Origin of the sequence: Xanthomonas sp. WHRI 7064 (genome assembly GCF_040202355.2) — a bacterium.
Taxonomy (GTDB): Bacteria; Pseudomonadota; Gammaproteobacteria; order Xanthomonadales; family Xanthomonadaceae; genus Xanthomonas; species Xanthomonas arboricola.
In genome coordinates, this window is record NZ_CP167821.1 from 1,093,813 (window position 1) to 1,115,226 (window position 21,414).

General features: G+C 66.3%; 22 protein-coding genes. 12 read left to right on the plus strand and 10 right to left on the minus strand.

Annotated features, from left to right (window positions below):
* Nucleotides 1–189 precede the first annotated feature (189 nt).
* Nucleotides 190–891 (minus strand): SGNH/GDSL hydrolase family protein, encoded by a 702-nt coding sequence (locus ABQY74_RS04610; RefSeq protein WP_349793624.1) that lies wholly within the window; start codon nt 889–891, stop codon nt 190–192.
* Between the two features lie 318 nt (nt 892–1,209).
* On the opposite strand from ABQY74_RS04610, the gene ABQY74_RS04615 reads away from it, so the two are divergent.
* The 7 genes from ABQY74_RS04615 (at nt 1,210) to ABQY74_RS04645 (ending at nt 6,567) form a co-directional block, all read left to right on the plus strand.
* Nucleotides 1,210–1,590, plus strand: coding sequence for a diacylglycerol kinase (locus ABQY74_RS04615; RefSeq protein WP_039530617.1), 381 nt, complete (start codon nt 1,210–1,212; stop codon nt 1,588–1,590).
* A gap of 266 nt (nt 1,591–1,856) precedes the next feature.
* The gene (locus tag ABQY74_RS04620; RefSeq protein WP_039524070.1) at nt 1,857–2,486 is read left to right on the plus strand and encodes a LemA family protein; all 630 of its coding nucleotides are present in this window, start codon (nt 1,857–1,859) and stop codon (nt 2,484–2,486) included.
* A 385-nt stretch (nt 2,487–2,871) separates the two neighbouring features.
* The gene (locus ABQY74_RS04625; RefSeq protein ID WP_349793621.1) at nt 2,872–3,780 is read left to right on the plus strand and encodes a TPM domain-containing protein; all 909 of its coding nucleotides are present in this window, start codon (nt 2,872–2,874) and stop codon (nt 3,778–3,780) included.
* A complete protein-coding gene (locus tag ABQY74_RS04630) occupies nt 3,780–4,271 on the plus strand; it encodes a TPM domain-containing protein (protein ID WP_184230095.1) in 492 nt (163 codons plus the stop codon). Before ABQY74_RS04625 ends, ABQY74_RS04630 begins: the two co-directional genes overlap by 1 nt.
* 54 nt (nt 4,272–4,325) lie before the next feature.
* A complete protein-coding gene (gene lgt / locus ABQY74_RS04635) occupies nt 4,326–5,216 on the plus strand; it encodes a prolipoprotein diacylglyceryl transferase (protein WP_184230093.1) in 891 nt (296 codons plus the stop codon).
* Nucleotides 5,213–6,007: a thymidylate synthase gene (locus ABQY74_RS04640; RefSeq protein WP_104560195.1), complete on the plus strand. Its 795-nt coding sequence runs from the start codon at nt 5,213–5,215 to the stop codon at nt 6,005–6,007. The genes lgt and ABQY74_RS04640 overlap by 4 nt, the downstream gene beginning before the upstream one ends.
* A 65-nt stretch (nt 6,008–6,072) precedes the next feature.
* The gene (locus ABQY74_RS04645; protein ID WP_104600999.1) at nt 6,073–6,567 is read left to right on the plus strand and encodes a dihydrofolate reductase; all 495 of its coding nucleotides are present in this window, start codon (nt 6,073–6,075) and stop codon (nt 6,565–6,567) included.
* Between the two features lie 351 nt (nt 6,568–6,918).
* Here the strand turns inward: ABQY74_RS04645 and ABQY74_RS04650 are convergent, their stop codons facing one another.
* The 9 genes from ABQY74_RS04650 to ABQY74_RS04690 all read right to left on the minus strand — a co-directional run bounded on the left by ABQY74_RS04650 (nt 6,919) and on the right by ABQY74_RS04690 (nt 16,239).
* The gene (locus ABQY74_RS04650) at nt 6,919–7,878 is read right to left on the minus strand and encodes a symmetrical bis(5'-nucleosyl)-tetraphosphatase (protein WP_104574024.1); all 960 of its coding nucleotides are present in this window, start codon (nt 7,876–7,878) and stop codon (nt 6,919–6,921) included.
* Between the two features lie 28 nt (nt 7,879–7,906).
* Nucleotides 7,907–8,290, minus strand: a complete 384-nt coding sequence (apaG, locus tag ABQY74_RS04655) for a Co2+/Mg2+ efflux protein ApaG (protein WP_039523655.1) — start codon at nt 8,288–8,290, stop codon at nt 7,907–7,909.
* A 36-nt stretch (nt 8,291–8,326) separates the two neighbouring features.
* Nucleotides 8,327–9,115 (minus strand): 16S rRNA (adenine(1518)-N(6)/adenine(1519)-N(6))-dimethyltransferase RsmA, encoded by a 789-nt coding sequence (rsmA, locus tag ABQY74_RS04660; RefSeq protein WP_047125971.1) that lies wholly within the window; start codon nt 9,113–9,115, stop codon nt 8,327–8,329.
* A 115-nt stretch (nt 9,116–9,230) separates the two neighbouring features.
* Nucleotides 9,231–10,199 (minus strand): 4-hydroxythreonine-4-phosphate dehydrogenase PdxA, encoded by a 969-nt coding sequence (pdxA, locus tag ABQY74_RS04665; protein WP_349793617.1) that lies wholly within the window; start codon nt 10,197–10,199, stop codon nt 9,231–9,233.
* A 4-nt stretch (nt 10,200–10,203) separates the two neighbouring features.
* Entirely contained in the window at nt 10,204–11,604 is a 1,401-nt protein-coding gene (locus tag ABQY74_RS04670) for a peptidylprolyl isomerase (RefSeq protein WP_047124651.1), read from the minus strand.
* Nucleotides 11,601–14,030 carry an LPS-assembly protein LptD gene (gene lptD / locus ABQY74_RS04675; RefSeq protein ID WP_039523662.1) on the minus strand — a complete coding sequence of 810 codons (2,430 nt, stop codon included), beginning with the start codon at nt 14,028–14,030 and terminating at the stop codon, nt 11,601–11,603. Before lptD ends, ABQY74_RS04670 begins: the two co-directional genes overlap by 4 nt.
* A 125-nt stretch (nt 14,031–14,155) precedes the next feature.
* Nucleotides 14,156–15,064 (minus strand): histone deacetylase family protein, encoded by a 909-nt coding sequence (locus ABQY74_RS04680; protein WP_104570361.1) that lies wholly within the window; start codon nt 15,062–15,064, stop codon nt 14,156–14,158.
* A 37-nt stretch (nt 15,065–15,101) separates the two neighbouring features.
* The gene (locus ABQY74_RS04685; RefSeq protein WP_104570360.1) at nt 15,102–15,659 is read right to left on the minus strand and encodes a cob(I)yrinic acid a,c-diamide adenosyltransferase; all 558 of its coding nucleotides are present in this window, start codon (nt 15,657–15,659) and stop codon (nt 15,102–15,104) included.
* 1 nt (nt 15,660) lies between these two features.
* Complete coding sequence (locus tag ABQY74_RS04690; protein ID WP_104570359.1) at nt 15,661–16,239, minus strand: hypothetical protein; 579 nt, start codon at nt 16,237–16,239, stop codon at nt 15,661–15,663.
* A gap of 269 nt (nt 16,240–16,508) precedes the next feature.
* Between ABQY74_RS04690 and ubiH the strand changes: the two genes are divergently transcribed.
* The 5 genes from ubiH to ABQY74_RS04715 all read left to right on the plus strand — a co-directional run bounded on the left by ubiH (nt 16,509) and on the right by ABQY74_RS04715 (nt 21,409).
* Complete coding sequence (ubiH, locus tag ABQY74_RS04695; protein ID WP_104570358.1) at nt 16,509–17,717, plus strand: 2-octaprenyl-6-methoxyphenyl hydroxylase; 1,209 nt, start codon at nt 16,509–16,511, stop codon at nt 17,715–17,717.
* Nucleotides 17,714–18,895 (plus strand): UbiH/UbiF family hydroxylase, encoded by a 1,182-nt coding sequence (locus ABQY74_RS04700; protein WP_104570357.1) that lies wholly within the window; start codon nt 17,714–17,716, stop codon nt 18,893–18,895. Before ubiH ends, ABQY74_RS04700 begins: the two co-directional genes overlap by 4 nt.
* Before the next feature lie 113 nt (nt 18,896–19,008).
* Nucleotides 19,009–19,731 carry an alpha/beta fold hydrolase gene (locus ABQY74_RS04705; RefSeq protein WP_104555965.1) on the plus strand — a complete coding sequence of 241 codons (723 nt, stop codon included), beginning with the start codon at nt 19,009–19,011 and terminating at the stop codon, nt 19,729–19,731.
* A gap of 85 nt (nt 19,732–19,816) precedes the next feature.
* The gene (locus tag ABQY74_RS04710; RefSeq protein ID WP_349793612.1) at nt 19,817–20,248 is read left to right on the plus strand and encodes a nuclear transport factor 2 family protein; all 432 of its coding nucleotides are present in this window, start codon (nt 19,817–19,819) and stop codon (nt 20,246–20,248) included.
* A 126-nt stretch (nt 20,249–20,374) separates the two neighbouring features.
* A complete protein-coding gene (locus ABQY74_RS04715; protein WP_181143225.1) occupies nt 20,375–21,409 on the plus strand; it encodes a transporter in 1,035 nt (344 codons plus the stop codon).
* Nucleotides 21,410–21,414: the final 5 nt, after the last annotated feature.

Consider the following 21,414-nt stretch of genomic DNA (forward strand, 5'->3'; position numbering starts at 1 on the left):
GAGGCAGACGCGCTGCATGCGCCTGGGGCGCCGTTTACGGTTGCGATGATGGTGTTTTCGACCGCGCGGCATTGATCTCGCGCGCTGTGGCGATCCACCGCAGACGACAGCTGCATCTGCGGGATCGCTTCCCGCAATCGATCAATGGACCGATCTGGCGAGTGCGTCGCCAGATCGACCTGCAGGGCGCTACTTCTGCTTCAGTACCGGAGCCACCGCCTTGCGCCAGATGGCATACCCATCGGCGGTCATGTGCAGCATGTCCTGGCGAAACAGCTCGGCGCGTGGTTTGCCGTTGGTGTCGAGCATCGGCGTGTAGACGTCCACGTAGTCCACGTGCGGCAGTGGCGCGAGTGCGTCCTTGATCAGGCGGTTGGCAGTGACGATCGAAGGCAGCAGATGCGCGCGCGACGGGCTGGGTTTGATCGACAGATAGCTGATGCGCGCGGTGGGCAGGTCGCGGCGGATGCGCTGCACGAATGCCAGCACGTCGTCGCGCACCTGCTGTGGCGTGCGGCCGCTGTTGAGATCGTTGTCGCCGGCATACAGCACCACCTGGCGCGGCGCATACGGAATCACGATGCGGTCGGCGTACCAGGTGCTGTCGCGGACTTCCGAACCGCCGAAGCCACGATTGATCACCGGCATGCCGGGGAAATCCTGTGCCAGCGTGTCCCAGAAACGGATCGACGAACTGCCGACGAAGACGATGCCGTGCTTGGGCGGCGGTTGTTGCGCATCGCTTTCGGAAAAGCGCCGCATGTCGTCTTCCCAGGCGACGTTGGACACCTGTGCCGGTATCTGTGGCGTGGTGTGCGGGGCGGCGGCGTGGACGTGGCCGGACAACAAGGCAAGCGCGCAGAGCAGCGTGCGCAAGGGATGTTTGGTCATGCGAAAGAACCTGCGACAGTGAAGCGGACCACCATGGTGCGACAGGCTGGAAGCCCAGGGCAAACCGGCGGGCGTCCAGCGCCTGTCATGGGTTGCTCGCAGAGCGTGCCGCCGAGCCTGCACAGACAATGTGGAAAAGATTGCGCCATGCGGCAGCATCTGACGGCCTTGCAGGCCCAACGCCAGCTGTTGCTGCACCTGGTCATGCCCTGGCGGCGCGCTGCACGACGGTGCAAGATTCGCACTTTCCCCAGCAGTGACCACGCCATGCGTTCGAGCCGTCCCCAGACACGCCCTTGCGGCCGGAAGCACTGACGCATGGCCGATCAACTGGGACACGTGCCGCGCGGTCCGCGCCGAATGCTCAAGGCGGCGATCTGGTCATGGCAGGGCCTGCGCGCGGCATGGCTGCACGAATCCTCGTTTCGGCTGGAGGTGTGCCTGGCGGCAGTTCTGCTGCCGCTGGGGCTGTGGCTTGGCCAGTCCGGGCTGGAGCGCATCGCGCTGATCGCGCCGTTGCTGATCGTGCTGGCCGCCGAACTGCTGAACTCGGCGATCGAGGCGGTGATCGAACGCTACGGCCCCGAGCACCACGTGCTGGCCGGCCGTGCCAAGGACATGGGCTCGGCGGCGGTGTTCCTGCTGCTGATCAATGTGCTGCTGTGCTGGGGACTGATCCTGCTGCCGCGCTTGTTCTGAAGAGCGCTGCCTCTGCGCGACGTGCAACGACCAGTTGGCCTCTGCAGGCGACTGGATTGGCGGATGCATGGAGACCTTCGTTGCGATGAGATGCACCGGATCGCGCCAGCCGACGTATCAATCTGTCACCGCAGCATGCAGCGACTGCTTCTGCTGATGGCCGGGCGTCATCGTGCCTGGCCGAATCGCCTGCCAGGCGCACGCGTGCATGCCGGCTTGACTCGCCGCATGGCATGCTGCGGCTCTCTTTCAACGGAATCGCCTGCATGCCCGTCCTGATTCGCGCCCTGGTATTGCTGATCCTGACCGTCTCGCTGTCCGGTTGCGGCTACAACGCGATCCAGCAGAAGGAAGAAGGCGTCAAGGCAGGTTGGTCGGAGGTGCTGAATCAATATCAGCGTCGCGCCGACCTGATTCCCAATCTGGTGCGCACCGTGCAGGGCTATGCCCAGCAGGAGCGCCAGGTGCTGACCGAGGTGACCAATGCGCGCTCGCGGGTCGGGCAGATCCAGGTCAATGCCGACGACGAAGCCTCGCTCAAGCAGTTCCAGCAGGCGCAGGGCGAACTCGGCAGCGCACTGTCGCGCCTGTTGGTGGTCAGCGAAAACTATCCGCAGCTGAAATCCGACCAGTCGTTCCGCGATCTGCAGGTGCAGCTGGAAGGCACCGAGAACCGCATCACCGTGGCGCGGGGTCGCTACATCCAGACGGTGCAGGAGTACAACACCTACATCCGTTCGTTCCCGCAGGTGATCACCGCCAAGATCTTCGGCTACCAGCCCAAGCCCAATTTCAGCGTGGAAAACGAAGCGCAGATTTCGCGCGCACCGCAGGTGGATTTCGGCAATCAGCAGGCGCCGCAGCAGCCCGCGCAGCAGCCGCAGCCAGCGCAGTAAATACATGAATTTGCGCAGTACCAAATACTGCGCAATGTGCAGCACGGCATGTCGAGGCGATCGTTAGGTTTGCGATGGCAACCCATCGATCGCCAGTTGGATCAATGCCAACTTTCAGGAGCGGCACATCAAGCTCTCTGCCTTGGGGCGATAAGGCACGGCTTGCGCGCCGCTGGCGCACGTGCCTTTGAGCGCCCACGCTGCTAGCGAGGGCTAGGGCGCGGTGCGGGGGAGGGTACTAGGCGAAACCTGTGCGTTATTCATTCACACGAGGCTTCGCTCGCATCCTCATCCGCCCCTTCGGGGCAGCTTCTCCCGCATGGAGAAGGATCAGCCAAGTACCAGTGCCGATGAAGTGTCAGTGCTAATCAGCCAGGAGTTGCGAATGCGGAAGAACTACACGCGGGTGTTCTGGATGTTGGCGCTGTTGCTGTTGCCGGCCTCGCTGCTGGCGCAGGATCTGGCAGCCATTCCGCCACTGCGCTCGCCCGTGGTCGATACCACCGGCACACTGGACGCCACGCAGGTCCAGCAACTCGAGCAGCAGGCGTTGGTCTTGCAGCAGCGCAAGGGCGCGCAGTTGCAGGTCCTGATCGTGCCGACCACGCAGCCGGAGCCGATCGAGCAGTACACCCAGCGCGTGTTCGACCAGTGGGAGATCGGCCGCAAGGGCGTGGACGACGGTGTGTTGCTGCTGGTGGCCAAGGACGACCGCCGGGTGCGGATCCAGCCGGGCTATGGCCTGGAAGGTGCGATCCCCGACATCACGGCCAACCGCATCATCCAGGAGTATCTGGCGCCGCGCTTCCGTGAGGGCGACTACGCCGGCGGCGTCAGTGCGGCGACTGCGACGCTGGCCGGCCTGATCGAGGGCGAGGCCTTGCCGGCGCCGGTCAGCGGGCACGCCGATGGCGGCGCCGGCAATGGCTCGGGTGGCGGCGGCTGGATCATGGCCTTGTTCATCGGTTTTGTGGTCGCGATGGTGGCGCGCGGCATTCTCGGTGCTTTGCCACGGCCGCTGCGTGCATTGCTGACCGGCGTCGCCGCCGGCGGTGCCGCCTTGCTGTTTACCTCGCTACTGTTTGCCAGCGCCGGCGCTGCGGTGATCGGGCTGCTGGCCGGCCTGGCGTCCGGTTCGCCGGGGCGCTTTGTAGGCGGCGGTGGCTGGGGCGGTGGCGGATTCGGTGGTGGATTCGGTGGCTTTGGAGGCGGTGGCCGCGGCGGTTTCGGCGGCGGCGGCTGGGGTGGTGGTGGCGGATCATCGGGAGGCGGTGGCGCCTCGGGGAGCTGGTAATGCGGTGGCTCAGGCATATCTTCGCGCCCTCGGCGCAGCGCAGTTTCCCGGCCGGCTGCATGGATGCGATCGCCGCGGCGGTTGCCGCCAGCGAGCGTACCCATACCGGCCAGGTCATGGTGGCGGTGGAAGCCGACCTGCCGCTGGACGCGCTATGGCGCGGGCACACTGCGCGCCAGCGTGCCGAGCAGGCCTTCGCGCAATTGCGCACCTGGGACACCGAAGCCAACAACGGGGTGCTGCTCTACCTGCTGCTGGCCGACCACGCCATCGAAGTGGTCGCCGACCGTGGGCTGCGCAGCCGGGTGCCGGAGGCGCAGTGGGCCGAGGTGTGCCGGCGCATGCAGCAGTTCCTGCGCGATGGCGAGCACGAGGCGGCGGTGCTGGCCGGGATCGAGGCGGTGACCGAGCTGTTGACCGAGCATTTTCCTGCCGCTGCCGGCTCCCAGCATGAAGATGAGCTGCCCGATCGTCCCCAGCTCTTAGGCTGAACGCGTGCGAGGTGTCAGAATAGACGCCTCGCTTTTTTGTGATCCGCGGTCCGCATGATCTATCTGCACGCCATCGACCCCATCGCCTTCTCGCTTGGACCGGTGCAGGTGCACTGGTACGGGTTGATGTACCTGGCCGCATTCTTCTCTGCCTGGGCACTGGGGCGCTCGCGCATCCTGAGTGGCCGCCTGCCGGGTGTGGACATGGACGGATTTTCCGACCTGTTGTTCTACGGCATGCTCGGCGTGGTGCTGGGCGGGCGCATTGGCTACATGCTGTTCTATGCGTTCGACAGCCTGCTGGCCAACCCGTTGATCCTGTTCAAGGTGTGGCAGGGCGGCATGAGCTTCCACGGCGGCCTGCTGGGCGTGCTGATCGCCTGCGGGCTGTGGGCGCGCAAGCACCGGCTGCACTTCTTCGACGTGATGGATTTCGTGGCGCCGCTGGTGCCGCTGGGCCTGGGCTTCGGGAGGCTCGGCAATTTTGTCGGCGGCGAGTTGTGGGGCAAGTTCACCGATGCCGGCTGGGGCGTGATCTTCCCGCTTGCGCCGGAACTGGCCGGCAAGTTGCCGGCAGAACTCCAGGCGCAGTACGCCGCCGGTGCGTTGAACCAGTTCGCGCGCCATCCTTCGCAGCTCTACGAGGCGGCGCTGGAAGGCGTGGTGATGTTCGTGGTGCTGTGGACCTTCTCGATGAAGCCGCGCGCACGCTATGCGGTGTCGGGGATGTTCGCGCTGCTGTACGGCGTGTTCCGTTTCATCGTGGAATTCGTGCGCGTGCCGGATGCACCGATCGGTTACCTGGCCTTCAATTGGCTGACGATGGGGCAGATCCTGAGCCTGCCGTTGATCATCGGCGGCCTGGTGTTGCTGGCGATGTCGCGCCGCGCGCCGGTGTTGCAGCCGATGCTGGTGCAGACCGCGGGCGCGGAGGCGGCCAAGTGAAGCCTTATCTGGACCTGCTGCAGCATGTGCTGGAACACGGCGCCGAGAAGTCCGATCGCACCGGTACCGGCACGCGCAGCGTGTTCGGCTGGCAGATGCGCTTCGACCTCAACGACGGCTTTCCGCTGGTCACCACCAAGAAGCTGCACCTGCGCTCGATCATCCACGAGCTGCTGTGGTTCCTGCAGGGCGACACCAACATCGGCTATCTCAAGGACCACCAGGTCCGCATCTGGGACGAGTGGGCCGACGACAACGGCGATCTCGGCCCGGTGTACGGCAAGCAGTGGCGACGCTGGACCGGCCCGGACGGTGTCGAGATCGACCAGATGCAATGGCTGGTGGACGAGATCAAGCGCAACCCTGACTCGCGTCGGCTTGTGATCAGTGCCTGGAACGTCGGCGAGCTGCCGCAGATGGCCTTGATGCCGTGCCACAGCCTGTTCCAGTTCTATGTGGTGAACGGTAAGCTCAGCTGCCAGCTGTATCAGCGCAGCGGCGACATCTTTCTCGGCGTGCCGTTCAATATCGCCAGCTACGCACTGCTGACGCATATGGTGGCGCAGGCCACCGGCCTGGGCGTGGGCGATTTCGTGCATACGCTGGGCGATGCGCACCTGTACTCGAATCACTTCGAGCAGGCACGCGAGCAGCTGACCCGCACGCCACGCGCGCTGCCGCGCCTGCGCCTGAACCCGGCGGTGACCGACCTGTTCGCGTTCCGCTTCGAGGACATCGCCATCGAGGGGTACGACCCGCATCCAGCGATCAAGGCGCCGGTGGCGGTGTGAGCATCGCTTGGCTGGCGAGTGATGCCACACATTGATTTGATGTTCGAAGGGATATCGTCCGCTGCATGAAACTTATCCTGATCGTCGCCTTCGACCGTAACAATGCCATCGGCCGCGACAACGAATTGCCATGGAAGTTGCCGGACGATCTCAAGCGCTTCAAGGCGCTGACCTTGGGCAAGCCGATCCTGATGGGGCGCAAGACCGCGCAGTCGCTGGGGCGTGCCTTGCCGGGGCGAGTGAACCTGGTGCTGACGCGTTCGGGGCAGGTGCCGTTCGCGGACATGCAGGCGGTGGCGTCGCTCGATGAGGCGATTGCGCAGGCCGAGGCGGCCGGTGCACAGGAGCTGTGCGTGATCGGTGGCGGTGAGGTCTATCGCCTGAGCATGGAGCGTGCGGATCTGCTGGCCGTCACCGAAGTGGACACCACCGTGGAACGGGCCGACACCTACTTTCCGCCGATCGACCCGGCCGTGTGGGAGCCGGTGCAGCGCGAGTCGCATGCGCCCGATGCGCGGCATGCCTTCGCATTCGACTATGTGGACTACCAGCGCCGCTGAGGCTTGCGCTTCGACTGAAGAGCGAGTGGTTCAGTGATTGCTGCACGCCGTGTTGTCCATGCGCTGTTCGGCACTGCGCAGATCACGTTCAAGCAGCTGCCGCGCGATCATCCGATGCGCTTGTTCACCAGCAGCTCGCCTGACGCGACCCGCCGCGCGTGCACGATGGTGCGTGTCTAGCGCACGCAGCTCTCTGTTCCAGGGCGGTGAATGCGACCCGCGTGTCCGCGCGCCGGAGGTCGAACCTGCAAGCGTGCCAGTCGCGTAGCGGATGCATGCTCTGGCTAATTTGCAATCGCCGAGGTACCACCCCCGGCATGCTGCAACCAGTGCGCCGTTCACGCCCGTTAACTAGTCCGCAGCGGCAGCGGGCGGGGCTGCACTGGGAGCGGTCGAACCGGCGCTCGCGTTCGCATTGTCTCCGCCACCGCCACGCTGGCGTTGCCGACGGCGCGGTGGCCGGCTGCGCTGTGCGGTCTTTGGTGGCTGCGTGATCGGGATTCCCGGCACCTGCACCACGCGCAGTTCGTCGGTATCCAGCTGCAAGGCGGTGAGTTTGCCACCCCATACCGCACCGGTATCGATGGCGTGCACGCCCTGGGTGATGGTCAGCCCGAGTGCGGACCAATGCCCACAGACGATCTTGAGATCGCGCTCGACCCGGCCCGGCACTTCGAACCAGGGATACAGGCCCTGCGCCTGGGTACCCGGGGTGCCCTTGTCGTCGGTGGCAATGCGCCCACGCGGGGTGCAATAGCGCATGCGCGTGAACAGGTTGATGATTGCGCGGCTGCGGTCGTACCCGCTCAGGCCCGGCGACCAGCCCGGCTGATCGCCGTACATATTGCGCAGCAGTTTGCGATAGCCGCCGCCCTGCAGTTGCTGCTCGACCTCGCGCGCATGTTTCTCGGCCATCTGCGTGGTCCACTTTGGCGCCAGCCCGGCATGGATCATCATCCAGCCCAGTTCGCGGTCCACATGGGCCAGCTTCTGCATCCGCAGCCAGTCGAGCAGCAGGTCGCGGTCCTCGGCCAGCACGATGCGCAGCAGATCCGGGTTGACCTTGCGTTGTTCCTCTTCCGAACGCGCGCCGATCGCCAGCAGCGACAGGTCATGGTTGCCCAGCACCACCACGCTATGCGCGCGCAGCGAATGCACCAGGCGCAGCGTTTCCAGCGATTGACCGCCGCGGTTGACCAGGTCGCCACAGAACCACAGCGTGTCCTGCGCGGGGTCGAAGTTGATTTTTTCCAGCAGGCGCTGGGTGATGTCGTAACACCCCTGCAGGTCGCCAATTGCCCAGACGCTCATCGCGTGCGCTCCATCAGTCCAGCATCCATCAGTGCAGCGTCCTGGGTACGCTCAGCACGAAGGCGGCGATCGGGGCGGTGAATTCGGTGCCATCGTCGGCCACCATGTCGTAATGACCTTGCATCTGTCCCTGCTCGGTCTCCAGCAGCACGCCGGAGGTGTAACTGAACGCCTCGCCGGGACGCAGCCAGGGCTGTTCGCCGACCACGCCTTCGCCATCCACCCGTTCGGTGCGTCCGTTGGCGTCGGTGATCTGCCAATGGCGCGCGATCAGGCGCGCAGGCACGGCCCCCGCGTTCTGAATGCGGATGCTGTAGGCGAAGGCATAGCGGCCTTCGTCGGGGGTCGATTGATGGGCGAGGAAGCGGGGCGACACCTCGACCTCGACCCGGTAGCGCGGATCATCGTGCATGCGGAAAGTCTAAATAAAACCGTGTGGGAGCGGCGCTCAAGCCGGCTCGACATTGGCCAGGCGGATGAAATCCGCGACCTCGAGTTGTTCGGCGCGTGCATCCGGGCGCACCTGCGCGGCCTCGAAATGGGCAGGCTCGCAGACGTTGGACAAGGCATTGCGCAGGGTCTTGCGACGCTGGCCGAAGCCGGCACGCACCACGTCGGCAAAGCGCCGCCGATCCCTGATCTGTACCGTGGCCGGATCGCGCGGCACCAGCCGTACCACCGCCGAGTCCACCTTCGGCGGCGGCCGGAATGCGCCCGGCGGCACCACGAACAGCGCGGTGACCTCGCAATACGCCTGCAGCATCACGCTCAAGCGCCCGTACACCTTGCTGCCCGGGCCGGCAGCCATGCGGTCGACCACTTCCTTTTGCAGCATGAAGTGCATGTCGGCCACCGCTGCGGCGTGGTCCAGCGCATGGAACAGGATTGGCGAGGAGATGTTGTAGGGCAGGTTGCCAACCAGCCGGATCGGCGTGCCATCGGCCAGTGCAGTGAAATCCACACTGAGCACATCGCGATGGATGATGCTCAGCGCGCCGATCGGTGCGGCGGCGTCGGTCAGTGGTGCGATCAGGTCGCGGTCAAATTCGATCACGGTCAGTGCGCCGTGCTTGCGCAGCAGCGGGAAGGTGATCGCGCCCTGACCAGGGCCGATTTCGACCAGGTGCTGGCCGGCGCGCGGGTCCACTGCCTGCACGATGCGGTCGATGTAATACCGGTCGGCAAGAAAGTGCTGGCCAAGCGACTTCTTGGCCGGTGCGCTGAAAGAATGATTCATGTGCGCAGTTTAACGTGGCAGCGCCTGCACGCGGTGCCGGTTCTGCGCATCGCCGGCACGCCAGACGGGCTGCGTGCACGCTGCGCCCCGTCGATTGTTGGCAATCAGGCCTCGCTCAGCCGCGTGTGGCCAGGCGCGCGCACAGCTCGGTCGCCGCCATCAGGCTGGACGGGTCGGCGATACCGCGCCCGGCCAGCTCCAGCGCGGTGCCGTGATCGACCGCCACGCGTGGATAGGGCAGGCCGAGCGTGATGTTGACCGCCTGCTCGAAGCCGCTGTACTTGAGCACCGGCAGGCCCTGGTCGTGATACATCGCCACCACCGCATCGAAGCCGGTGAGCTTCTGCGGCAAGAATGCGGTGTCGGCCGGCAGCGGGCCGATCAGCTGCATGCCGTCGCCGCGTAGCTGCTCCAGTACCGGGATGATGACGTCCAGCTCCTCGCGGCCCAGGTGCCCGTCTTCGCCGGCATGCGGGTTGAGGCCCAGCACCGCGATGCGCGGGCGTTCCAGGCCGAAGTCGCGTCGCATCGCGGCGTCGGTGATGCGAAGGCAGCGCGTCACCGCGTCGGCAGTGATCGCATCGGCCACTGCGCGCAGCGGCAAATGGGTAGTCACCAGGGCGACGCGCACGATGGCATTGGCCAGCATCATCACTACCGGGCAGCCCGCCTGCTCGGCCAGCAGCTCGGTGGTGCCGGTGTAGGGAATGCCGCCGGCATTGATCACCGCCTTGTGCACCGGGCCGGTGACGATGCCCTGCAGCTTGCCGGACAGGCAGTCGCCGGCAGCGCCGCGCAGGCCGGCGATGACCGCCGCCGCATTGGCAGGGTTCGCGGTGCCGAAACGGGTCGGCACTGCCTGGCGGATCGGATGCAGCGGCAGGTCACCGGGCGCGCGGGCGCGCTGGTCCGGATCGAGCAGCCGTACAGACAAAGACAGCGCCTTTGCGGCGCTGTGCAGGGTGTCCGGATCGGCGTAGGCGATCAGATGGGCGTCCGAGCGCGGCCGTTGGGCGAGCCGGACGCACAGTTCCGGCCCGATCCCGGCCGGCTCGCCTGGCACCAGCGCGAGCGACGGGAGCATCGAATCAGCGCGTCGGCTGCGCCGGCGGCGGCGTCGGTGCGGCAGGCGCCGCAGGGTCGGCCGGCTTGGCCGGAGCGGCAGTGGCATCGCCATCGGCGCGGTCGCCGGTGCGGAAGCTCACATACGCTTCGCCACGCAGCTCCTGCAGATAGCGGTTGTACTCTTCTTCCAGCTTGCGGCGGCCGATCGTTTCACGGATCTGCGCACGCTGGCTTTCGGCACTGACGTCGGTCTGACGGCTGCCCACGCGCTGCACGATGTGCCAACCCGCCTGGGTGCGGAACGGCTCGGACACCGCGCCATCGGCCAGGCCTTCGACCTGCTTGCCGAAGTCCGGGCCGAACGCATCGGCCGGGAACCAGCCCAGATCGCCACCCTGACCACGGCTGTTGGTGTCTTCCGACGACTCCTTCGCGGTAGCCTGGAAGTCGGCGCCGCCGGTGATGCGGGCACGCAGCGTGTCGATCTTGGCCTTGGCCTGCGCCTCGGTTTGGCTGTCGTTGATGCGCACCAGGATGTGGCGTGCGTTGTATTCGGTGACCAGCTTCTTTTCGCCGCCGGCATTGGCGTCGCGCATTTCCACCAGTTTGAGCAACTGGAAACCGCTGGGGCCGCGCAGCGGACCGGCGACCTGGCCAGGCTGCATGTCGCGGATCAGCTGGGCGAATGCGTTGGGGATCTCGTCCAGGCTGCGCCAGCCCAGATCGCCGCCTTCCAGCGCGTTCGGGCTGTCGGAATACCGCACTGCCGCTGCTGAGAAGTCCAGCTCGCCTTTGTCGATCAATGCCTTCACGCCATCGACCTTTTTCTGGCCAGTGGCGATCTGGTCGGCCGTCGCACCTTCCGGCAGGCCAACCAGGATGTGCGCCAGGTGATATTGGCTGCCGGTGGTGGCCTGCTGCGCCAGCGCAGTGTCCACTTCACCTTCGCTCACACTGATGCGGCTCTGTGCAAAGCTCTGGCGCAGGCGCTGCACGATGATTTCGTCGCGCACCGAAGCGCGGAAATCGCCATAGCCCATGCCGTCGGCCGCCAGTTTCTGGCGCAGGCCATCGACAGTGGTGCCGTTCTGCTGGGCGATGCTGGCAATTGCCCGGTTGAGTTCCTCGTCGCTGACGCGGATACCGCTGCCATCGGCACGACCGACCTGCAATTTGACCAGAACCAGACGCTCGAGCACCTGGCGCTGCAGGACATCGTCCGGCGGCAGCTGGTTTTCCCGGCCGGCGTACTGCGACTTGACGTTGCGTACGGCACGATCGAGCTCGCTCTGCAACACCACGTCTTCATCGACGATGGCGGCAATGCGATCCAGCGGCTGGGATTGCTGTGCCGAGGCCAACGGCGAGAGCGTGCTGGTGAGTACCAGCAGCGAGGCAAGAACAACAGAGAAAGGCTTGGTCATGGAATCAAGTTCGGATCGTAATCGTCCGGATTAGTCGTGGTATTGCTGGGCGGGACCAGGTACAGGTCGTCGCGGTAATAGCCGAGAATAGCACGGCGCAAAGTGCGGTCCGTGTTCTGCCCGAACGAGCTCAGGCCCTTCAGCACGAACTCCACCTGGATGGAGTTGTCCATCTCGCCATTGCGGTTGCGCACGAACCGGCGCACCAGCGCGCGCACCGCCAGGCAGCAGCTGTCCCACTGCACGCCACCGATGATTTCCAGCGGCTTGCGGTCCAGCAGCGAGTAGTAATAGCGGCCGACCGCACTCCAGGTGGGGTTGATCGGGTACAGGAAGGAGAAGTCGGCCTGTTTGAGCTGATCGTTGTTACTGATCAGATCGCGGCGGTACCGGTATGCCAGATTGATGATGCCGTCGTTGCCCAGCAGGTAGCGCGTGCGCAGGCTGGCCAGATCTTCCTTGCGCGAGTTCGGGTTCCACTGATAAGTGGCGCCCATCGACCAGCGGTCGTTGATCATGTAGTTGGCATCGGCCACCCAGGCGGACTTGCCCTGCTCGATGGTCTGCTCGCTACCGGCAGCGGCATTGGTGCTGTTGTTGATGGTGACCAGCGAATCGTTGAAGTACAGGATCTGGCCGGCACTCAATGACAGCTTCTCGCGGCCGTCGTCCTGGCGCAGCCAGCGCGAGGTCACTGCCAGGGTCAACTGGTTGGCATCGTTCTGGCGGTCGGCGCCGGTATAGCGGCTATCGCGGAACAACTGTCCGTAGCTGAAGGTGAACGGGCGGGTATCGAAGACCGGCAGATCATCCTGGTCGCGGTAGGGCACGTACAGGTAGTACATGCGCGGTTCCAGCGTATTGAGATAGTTGGTGCCGAACACCGAGGTCTCACGGTCGAAATACAGACCGGCGTCGACGGATGCGATGGGCAGGCTGCGCGACGGAGAACGGTCGCCGGTCAACGGCGGGGTGTTGGCCAGCGTCGAATCCAGCTGATACGCGGTGTAGCGCCAAGCCACGGTCGGAGTGAAGAACCAGGCAGCGCCGGACAGCGGCATCGAGATGTAGGGCTTGATGTCAAAGCGCGAGCCGCTGCCATATTCCTTGTTGCGGATATTGGTGCGGACGTACTCGTCGCCGTTGTTATCGTTGTTGCCACTGTTGGGCGTGAACGTCACCAGATATGAGTCGTCATGGGTGAACCGCACTGCCTCGGCATACACGCCGGCCTCGAAGATGCCGAACGGCTTGTCCCAGGTGAAATAGGCGCGAGGCTGGCGGTTGTAGGGCAGCGCCTGCTCGTCCAGCGTGTAGTCGGTGAGCTGCCAACGGTCGGCCATCAGGCCGGCGGTCCAGGTCTCGCCCGTCCCGTAGACGCCTACAGTGCTCTGCAGGCTGGAGGCCGAGCCCATGCCGTTGATGCGGCTGGTGAAATCTTCCACATAGCGGGTGTCGCTGACCCAGGAGATGCTGCTGCGCGCCTGCCAGTGGGAATTGAGATTGTGGTAGCCACTGTAGAAAACGCTGCCGCGATCTTTATCGCGCAATTTGTCGTTGGGCAGATAGTTGCCGGTGATCTCGCCACGACCGCCTTCGTACAGGTAGCGGAACTCGGTGCCGAACATGAAACCGCGCTTGCTCATGTAGCGCGGCAACAGGGTCGCGTCGTAGTTCGGCGCCAGGTTCAGGTAGATCGGTTGCAGGTAATCGAAGCCATTGCGGCCGGACAGGCCGAACTGCGGGAACAGCAGGCCGGTCTGGCGACGGTCATCGATCGGGAACTTGAACCAGGGGAAATACAGCACCGGCACCTTGCCGATCTGCAGCACGGCGTTGCGGGCGGTGCCGAAGCCTTCTTCGTTGTCGACGTCGATCTCCGGCGCGCGCACACGCCAGATCGGCTGCGAGGGATCGCAGGTGGTATAGGTCGAGCGGTGCATCTGCCCGACCTGGCCCTGCAGGTCCACCGATTCGGCCGCGCCGTTGCCGCGCCGGTCCACCAACTGGTACTGGATGTTGGTGACCTTGTGGGCGTCGGTGTCCTGGTTGCCTTCGGCACGGTCGGCGACCATACGGAAGGAGGTGTCCTGGTAGCGGACATGGCCTTCGGCGATGTAGTTGCCGGTCTCGGTGTCCATGCGCAGGTTGTCGGCGCCCAGGAACTGGTCGCCGCGCTTGAGCGCCACATTGCCCTGGTACTGCGGGGTGGTGCTGGTGCCGGACAGCTGGTCGCCTTCGATGTCGGTCGGCAACTGCTGGCGCATTTCGGCGGCCTTGGCGTCTGCGGCGGGCGCGCCGTCGAAGCCAGGCAGCGGATCCACGGCCGGGCACAGTCCCCAGTTCAACGGCTTGTCGGCAGCCATGGCCGGGAGGCAGATGGCGATGCTCAAAGGCAGGGGCAGCAGGCGGAGAACTCGGCGCACGCGTGATTCAACCAATAAAATGGCGACTAGCTTGCCGCATACCCCGCATAGGGGCAATGAAGAGCTCCCTGGTCGGGAGGGCGAGGTTCATCGCGATGGGGGCGCGAACAAGGCGCCGGTAGGGTTCAACGCAGCGCGGCCACGTGCGCCACGCTGCTTTCGCGCAAGGCCTGCAGGTCGTAGCCGCCTTCCAGCATGGACACCACCCGGCCACGGGCATGCCGCTCGGCCAGGGTGCGCAGCGCGCCGGTCAGCCAGGCGAAATCGTCGGCATCGAGCATCAGATCGGCCAGCGGATCGCGCAAATGCGCATCGAAGCCGGCCGAGATCAGGATCAGCTGCGGGCGGAAGGCATCCACCAGCGGCAGCATCTCGTCTTCCCACACGTTGCGGAAGCGCAGCCCGTCGCTGCCTGGTTGCAGCAGCAGGTTGTGGATGTTGCCGATGCCGCGCTCGTAAACGCTGCCCGAGTGCGGATAGAGCCCGGACTGGTGGGTGCTGAGATACTGCACGCTCGGGTCGCGTTCGAAGATCGCCTGCGTGCCGTTGCCGTGGTGGACGTCGAAATCTACGATGCTGATGCGTTCCAGCCCATGCCGGTCGCGCGCATGCGCGGCGGCCACGGCAATGTTGTTGAACAGGCAAAAGCCCATCGACACCTGCGCGGTGGCGTGGTGCCCGGGTGGGCGCACGGCGCAAAACGCGGTGCGGGTGGCGTCCTGCATCACCGCGTCCACCGCGGCGATGCCGGCGCCAGCCGCGCGCAATGCTGCCGCGCGCGAGCCAGGTGACATCACAGTATCCACGTCGAGCCGGTGGTGGCCTTGGAACGCGGTTTCCAGTACCGCGTCGACCTGTTCGCGCTCATGCACCCGGCACAGGTCGCCGAGCTTGGCCAGTGGCGCCTCGCGCCAGTCCAGGTTCGGGAACGCGTCGCGCAGGGCCCCCACCACCGCTTCCAGGCGGGCGGGGCTCTCGGGATGCTCGGGGCCGGCGTCGTGACCGAGGCAGGCGGGATGGGTAAAGACCAACATGGGGCAAATCTAGCCTGTCCGCCGTGCCATGTGCAGCTCAGCCGCGCCGGCGGTCGTGCCGCCATAGCACTTCCTGCCGGCCATCGGCGCGCGCCAGCACGCGCGCCAGCACGAACAGAAGGTCGGATAGCCGGTTCAGGTAGCCGATCGCCTCGCTGCGCACGCTCTCCTGGCGCGATAGTGCAACGGTCTCGCGCTCGGCCCGGCGCACGATGGTGCGGGCCAGGTGGCAGCGCGCAGCGGCCTCGCCCCCGGCCGGCAGAATGAATTCCTTTAGCGGGGGCAGCGTGTCGTTGAACAGGTCCAGCTGGCGCTCCAGCGCATCGATATCGGCGCTATCGATGGCGGCATGGCCGGGGATGCACAACTCGCCGCCCAGATCGAACAACTGGTGCTGGATGGTGGTCAGCAGCCCGGCGATCGATTCCGGCACACCGGGGGCGGCCAGCAGCACGCCGATGGCCGAATTGGCCTCGTCCACGGTGCCGTAGGCGTTGACCCGCAGCGCATCCTTGCCGGTACGGCTGCCGTCGCCCAGCCCGGTGCTGCCGTCGTCGCCGGTGCGCGTATAGATCCGCGAGAGCCGGTTGCCCATCTCAGCCGGCCTGGGTCTGGCCAGGTGCGCTGGTCAGGCGCTCGGCGGCGACCTGGATTGCCGCAGCCGCAGCGACATACAGCGTGGCGCTGCGCAGATACGGTCCCAGCCAGTCGGTGTAGTTCTTGAACCAGCCGGCCACGGTCGGCTCGGCCACGCTGGCACTGATCCAGTAGAAGCTGCCCTGGGCGATCAACTGGCACAGCGCCACCGAGAGCAGCAGCGCCGGCACCAGCCGGGCCAGCGCGCTCCACTGTGCGCCGTGATACTGCCGACGCAGCCACACGCCGCCGGCCCATAGCGCGAAATACGCCGGGATCAGGCACCAGTACGCCGGCGACACGCAGTAGTGCTGCCAGAAGCTCAGGCCCTGGTTGGTGATCACCAGCCAATCCACCGCCACCGCCAGCAGCATCAGCAGCGGGAACGCCAGCCTGGTGCGCGCGGCCAGATGGAAGCCGCCGATGAAGAACACCGCCCAGGACGCGTCCGGGATCGGCGCGAAGTGATTGATCCGCGTGGCCGCCATCAGGACGGCAAGCAGACTCAAAACCAGGGTGTCGTGCGAGCGAGGAGTCATGCGCGAGAGGTGGCCGGATCACAGGCTGGCGAGTGTAGCGTGGAACCCGGCACGCCCGCGCCATTGGCGGCCTTGCGGTGGCCCGCCTGGCCGCCCCCGTTGCTGGACACGACGGACGCAAATCGGTGGGTTTCCGGATGCGCCCTGCACCGGCAAGGGTCGGCAGCGCTACCTGAGCGATCGCCGGCCGCGCTACGCCAGCCCGGGCGCGGCAAGCTGTCCCACCCGGGCGCGGCAACGGGTCACGGGCGAAGGCTTATCATGTGGCAATGACACATCCACATGACGTTCTGATCGTCGGCGGCGGCCTAGTTGGCTCCAGCCTGGCGATTGCGCTGGACCGCATCGGCCTGGATGTCGGGCTGGTGGAAGCCACCCCGGCCGGCACGCCGCCAGCGGTGTTCGACCAGCGCAACCTGAGTTTTGCCGCCGCCACCGTCAATGCGCTGAGCGTGCTGGGGGTGATGGCCAAGCTGCGCAGCGCCCCCGGGCCGATCCGGCGCATCCACGTCAGCCGGGCCGGCGACTTCGGTCGTGTGCAGCTGGACGCGGCCGATTACGGCCGCGACAGCTTCGGCCAGGTGGTGGTGGCGCGCGATTTCGGCGAGGCCTTGCAGGCACGCCTGAACGAACTGACCCGGCTGCGCCGCTATCGCCCGGCACGCTGCATCGGGGTCGAGCCGGTGCAGGACGGTCTGCGCGCGCTGCGGATTGCCACCGCCGATGGCGAGCAGCGCGTGCAGGCGCGGCTGGTGGTGGGCGCCGACGGCACCCATAGCGCAGTGCGCGAGCTGCTGCATATCGGCAGCGACGCGCACGACTTCCTGCAGACCTTGTTCGTGGCGCGGGTGCGTGCCTCCCGCCCACCGGATGGTACCGCCTGGGAGCGCTTCGGCGAGCACGGGCCGACCGCTTTGTTGCCGCGCGGCGACCGCCATTACGGTGCGATCCACTGCGTGGCGCGCGCCGAGGCCGAGACGGTGGCCGCGCTCGACGAGACCGGCTGGCTGGCCCGGTTGCAGCGGGCGGCCGGATGGCGCGCCGGGCGCTTTGTCGCCAGCGGCGAGCGCAGCGCGTACCCGCTGGTGCAGGTGCTGGCCAACGAGTTGGTCGCCGAGCGCGTGGTGCTGCTGGGCAACGCCGCGCAGACGCTGCATCCGATTGGCGCGCAAGGCTTCAACCTCGGCTTGCGCGATGCACTGACGCTGGCCGAACTGATCGAGCACGATCGCAGCGATGCCGGGGCGGGCGCATTGTTGGCCGAGTACCTGGCGCGGCGGCGCGTGGACCGCGAGCAGACCATCGGGTTTTCCAGCGGGCTGGCGCGGCTCACCGGCAATCCGGCGCCGTTGCTGCGGCCGTTGCGCAGCCTCGGCCTGCTCGCCACCTCGCAGGCGGCGCCGCTGCAATCGATGCTGGTCGGCGGGGCGATGGGTTTCCGGGGCGATGTGCCGCAGTTGTGCAGGGGCGTCGCATGAGTCGCCGTGGTACCCGCGATGCCTTGATCGTCGGCGGTGGCGTGGTTGGTGCTGCCTGCGCGCTGGCGCTGGCCGATGCCGGCCTGAGCGTGGCCCTGATCGAAGGCCGCGAGCCCGCGCGCTGGCGGGCAGACCAGTCCGATTTACGCGTCTATGCCTTCGCCGCCGACAATGCCGCATTGCTCGACAGCCTGGGCGTATGGTCCTTGGTGCGCGCTGCCCGCGTGCAGCCGTACCGGCGCATGCGGGTCTGGGATGCGGCCGGTGGCGGCGAGCTGAGCTTCGATGCCGACACCCTGGGCCGCGAACAACTCGGCTGGATCATCGAACACGCGGTGCTGGTCGATCGCCTGTGGGCCGCCGTGCACGCGGCCGGCATCGAGGTGCATTGCCCGGCACGCGTGGTCGAGCTGGAGCAGGACGCACATAGCGTACGCCTGCGCCTGGACGATGGCAGCCGCCTGGAAGCGGCGCTCGCCATCGCTGCCGACGGCGCCGCATCGAGCCTGCGCGAGCTCGCCGGTCTGCCGGTGTCGCGGCATGCCTACGCGCAGCGCGGCGTGGTCGCCTTCGTGGAGACCGAACAGCCGCATCAGGCCACTGCCTGGCAGCGTTTCCTGACCACCGGCCCGCTGGCATTCCTGCCGTTCGCCGATGGACGCAGTTCGATCGTATGGACCTTGCCGGATGCCGAGGCCGCGCGTGTGCTGGCGCTGGACGATGCCGACTTCTCGCGCGAGCTGACCCAAGCCTTTGCGGCGCGGTTGGGGCAGGTGCAAGTGGTCTCCGCGCGCACCGCGTTTCCGCTGCAACGGCAACTGGTGGAGCAATACGTCAGCGGCCGCGTGCTGACCTTGGGCGATGCCGCGCACGTGGTGCATCCGCTGGCCGGGCAGGGCGTCAATCTGGGCCTGCGCGATGTCGCTGCGTTGCGCGATGAAGTGCGCAATGCGCTGGCAAAGCGTGCGGACTGGGCAGCCCCGCACCGGCTGCAGCGCTGGGCGCGCACCCGGCGCAGCGAGAACACCGTGGCCGCGTATGGCTTCGATGCGATCAACACGGTGTTCTCCAACGACGACATGCACCTGACCCTGTTGCGCGGGTCGGTGCTCGGGCTGGCCGGCAAGTTGCCGCCGCTGGTCGATGTGCTGTGGAAGCGCGCCTCCGGCAGCGCGTGATCGCCTGACGGCCGACGCGCAAGCGTCGGCCATGTCTTGGTATGTTGATTCGCTTATAGCGCGGGCAGCATGTTCCATACGACGGGCGAAGCCGGCGTGGCTACAGTCGAGCCATGTCATCTTCCACCACCCGTTCGTCCAAGCCCGGCCTGCTGCTGCTCTGCGGCCTGCTCTGCGACGCCAGCATCTGGCAGCCGCAACGCGCGGCGCTGGGCGATCTGGCCGAGGTGCAGGTGCTGGACTTCGCCGGCTTCGACAGCATCGTGCAGATGGCAGCACACGTATTGGCCGTCGCTCCGCCGCAGTTCGCAGTGGCCGGCCATTCGATGGGCGGGCGGGTGGCGCTGGAGATCATGCGCCAGGCGCCGCAACGGGTGCAGCGCCTGGCCTTGCTGGACACCGGCATCGCGCCACGCCGCGACGGCGAGCGTGAGCAGCGCGCGGCGCTGGTGCGGCTTGCGCACACGCAAGGCATGCAGGCGCTGGCACGGCAATGGCTGCCGCCGATGCTGCATCCGGACCGGCACGCCGATGCCGAGCTGATGAACCCACTGATCGCGATGGTCCAGCGGCACAGCGTGCAGGACTACGCCGGCCAGATCGAAGCCTTGTTGGAGCGCCCCGATGCCGCGCCGGTGCTGGCGCAGATCCGCTGCCCGACCTTGCTGGGCGTGGGTCGGCAGGACGTCTGGAGCCCCCTGGCCCAGCACCAGCAGATGGCGCAGCAGATCCCGCACGCACGGCTGGTGGTCTTCGAAAACAGCGGGCATATGGCGCCGCTGGAAGCACCCGCGGCCGTCAGTGCAGCAATGCGCGACTGGCTGCAGGACGCGTGATGGCGGCCCGGTCCGGCTGGCGGCGCGTGCGCTGCCGTCGTTGACCAGGCGTGTCGGTTTTTCAGCAACGACCCGAGGAGGCTGCATGCCCGACAATGCATCGATCATCATTGCCTGCGAGCAGGTGATTCGCCAATTCGCACTGCTCAACGATCGGCACGATCACGACGGGCTCGCCGCATTGTTCACTGCCGACGGCGTGTTCGCCCGCCCCAGTGCGCCGGAGCTGCCGGTGCACGGGCGCGAGGCGATTCTGCAATCGTTCCGCGCCCGTCCGCCGCGGACGACCTGTCACCTGATGCTCAACACCCTGGTCAGCATCCAGTCGCCGACCCTGGCGCATGCGCACAGCAAGGTCCTGCTCTACACCGCTGCAGACACCTCGACGGCGCCGCCCTGGACAGCCCAATCGCCTGCGTTGCTCGGCAGTTTCGACGACGTGCTGGTGCTGGAGCAGGGGCGCTGGTTGTTCAAGCAGCGGCTTGGCGCCTTGCTGATGCGCATCGGCGCTGACTGATCGGCTGCCCTTACCGATTCATCGACGCACAGACGGCGCAGTCGCCGCCGCCGCGTACCGCAGCACCGCTTTCCTCCCCCCACGTCGCGCCGCAGTCATCCATCCATCGCATTGGAGAATCGCCTAGTGGAACGCGTGAGCTCATCTGCCTGCTGTGCTGTTGCACCGCCACGGTTGCCGTCGTACCGGCGCCGTGTCCTGACCTTGCTGACACTGCTTGGCGCCGGCGTGCCCGTTGCGGCATCCGCACAAGCGGTGCCGGAAACCGCTGCACCGCCGCAGGGCATCAACCTGGGCGGGACAAGTTTTCTCGATGGCTTCGGCTCCTCGACGCCGGGCTGGACGGTGATCGAGTATCTGCGCCACTACGACTTCGACGCGATCAAGGACGCGCGCGGCGACGATTCGGCTGCCTTCCGCGATCCCAAGGTCGGTGTCAGCGTCCTGCTGACCCAGCTGATCTATGTCACGCCCTATCGGTGGAAGCGCGCGTCGCTGAGCTTCAATACGATCGTGCCGCTGGTCAACTACGACACGTCCTTCGCCGCAGACAGCCCGGTGCAGTTGCGCGGCAACGGGTTCGGGATGGGCGACATTTCCTTCGGCCCGGCGCTGCAGATCGACCCGGTGATGCGCAACGGACGAATCCTGTTCTTCCAGCGGTTCGCGATCGATGCGTTTGCTCCGGTGGGCAAATTCGATCGCGATGTCGCGATCAACCAGAGCACCGGATTCTGGTCGGTGGCGCCGCATTGGGCGTTCACCGTACAACCCAGCGACAACTGGGAGATCAGCATGCGGCTGAACTATCTCTACAATTTCCGCACCGATCGCGCCGGCGGCGTACCGCCGATCCCGGGATTCCGTTTTCGCAATGGTCAGGCCGGCGATGTGCTGTGGGCCAACCTGGCTAGTTCGTTCAAGGTCAGCGAGCAACTGCGCCTGGGCATCAACGGGTATTACCTGCAGCAGCTAAAGGACAACCGCACCAACGGGCAGCGTGTGCCCGACAGCAAGCGCATGCAGTTCTATCTCGGGCCAGGGCTGTCCTGGCGTCTGGATGCCAACAACCTGCTGAATTTCAATGTCTATCTGCCGGTAGAGGTGAAGAATTCGGTGGCCGGCACCAGCGTCAACCTGATGTTCGTGCATTCCCTCTAGCTTGG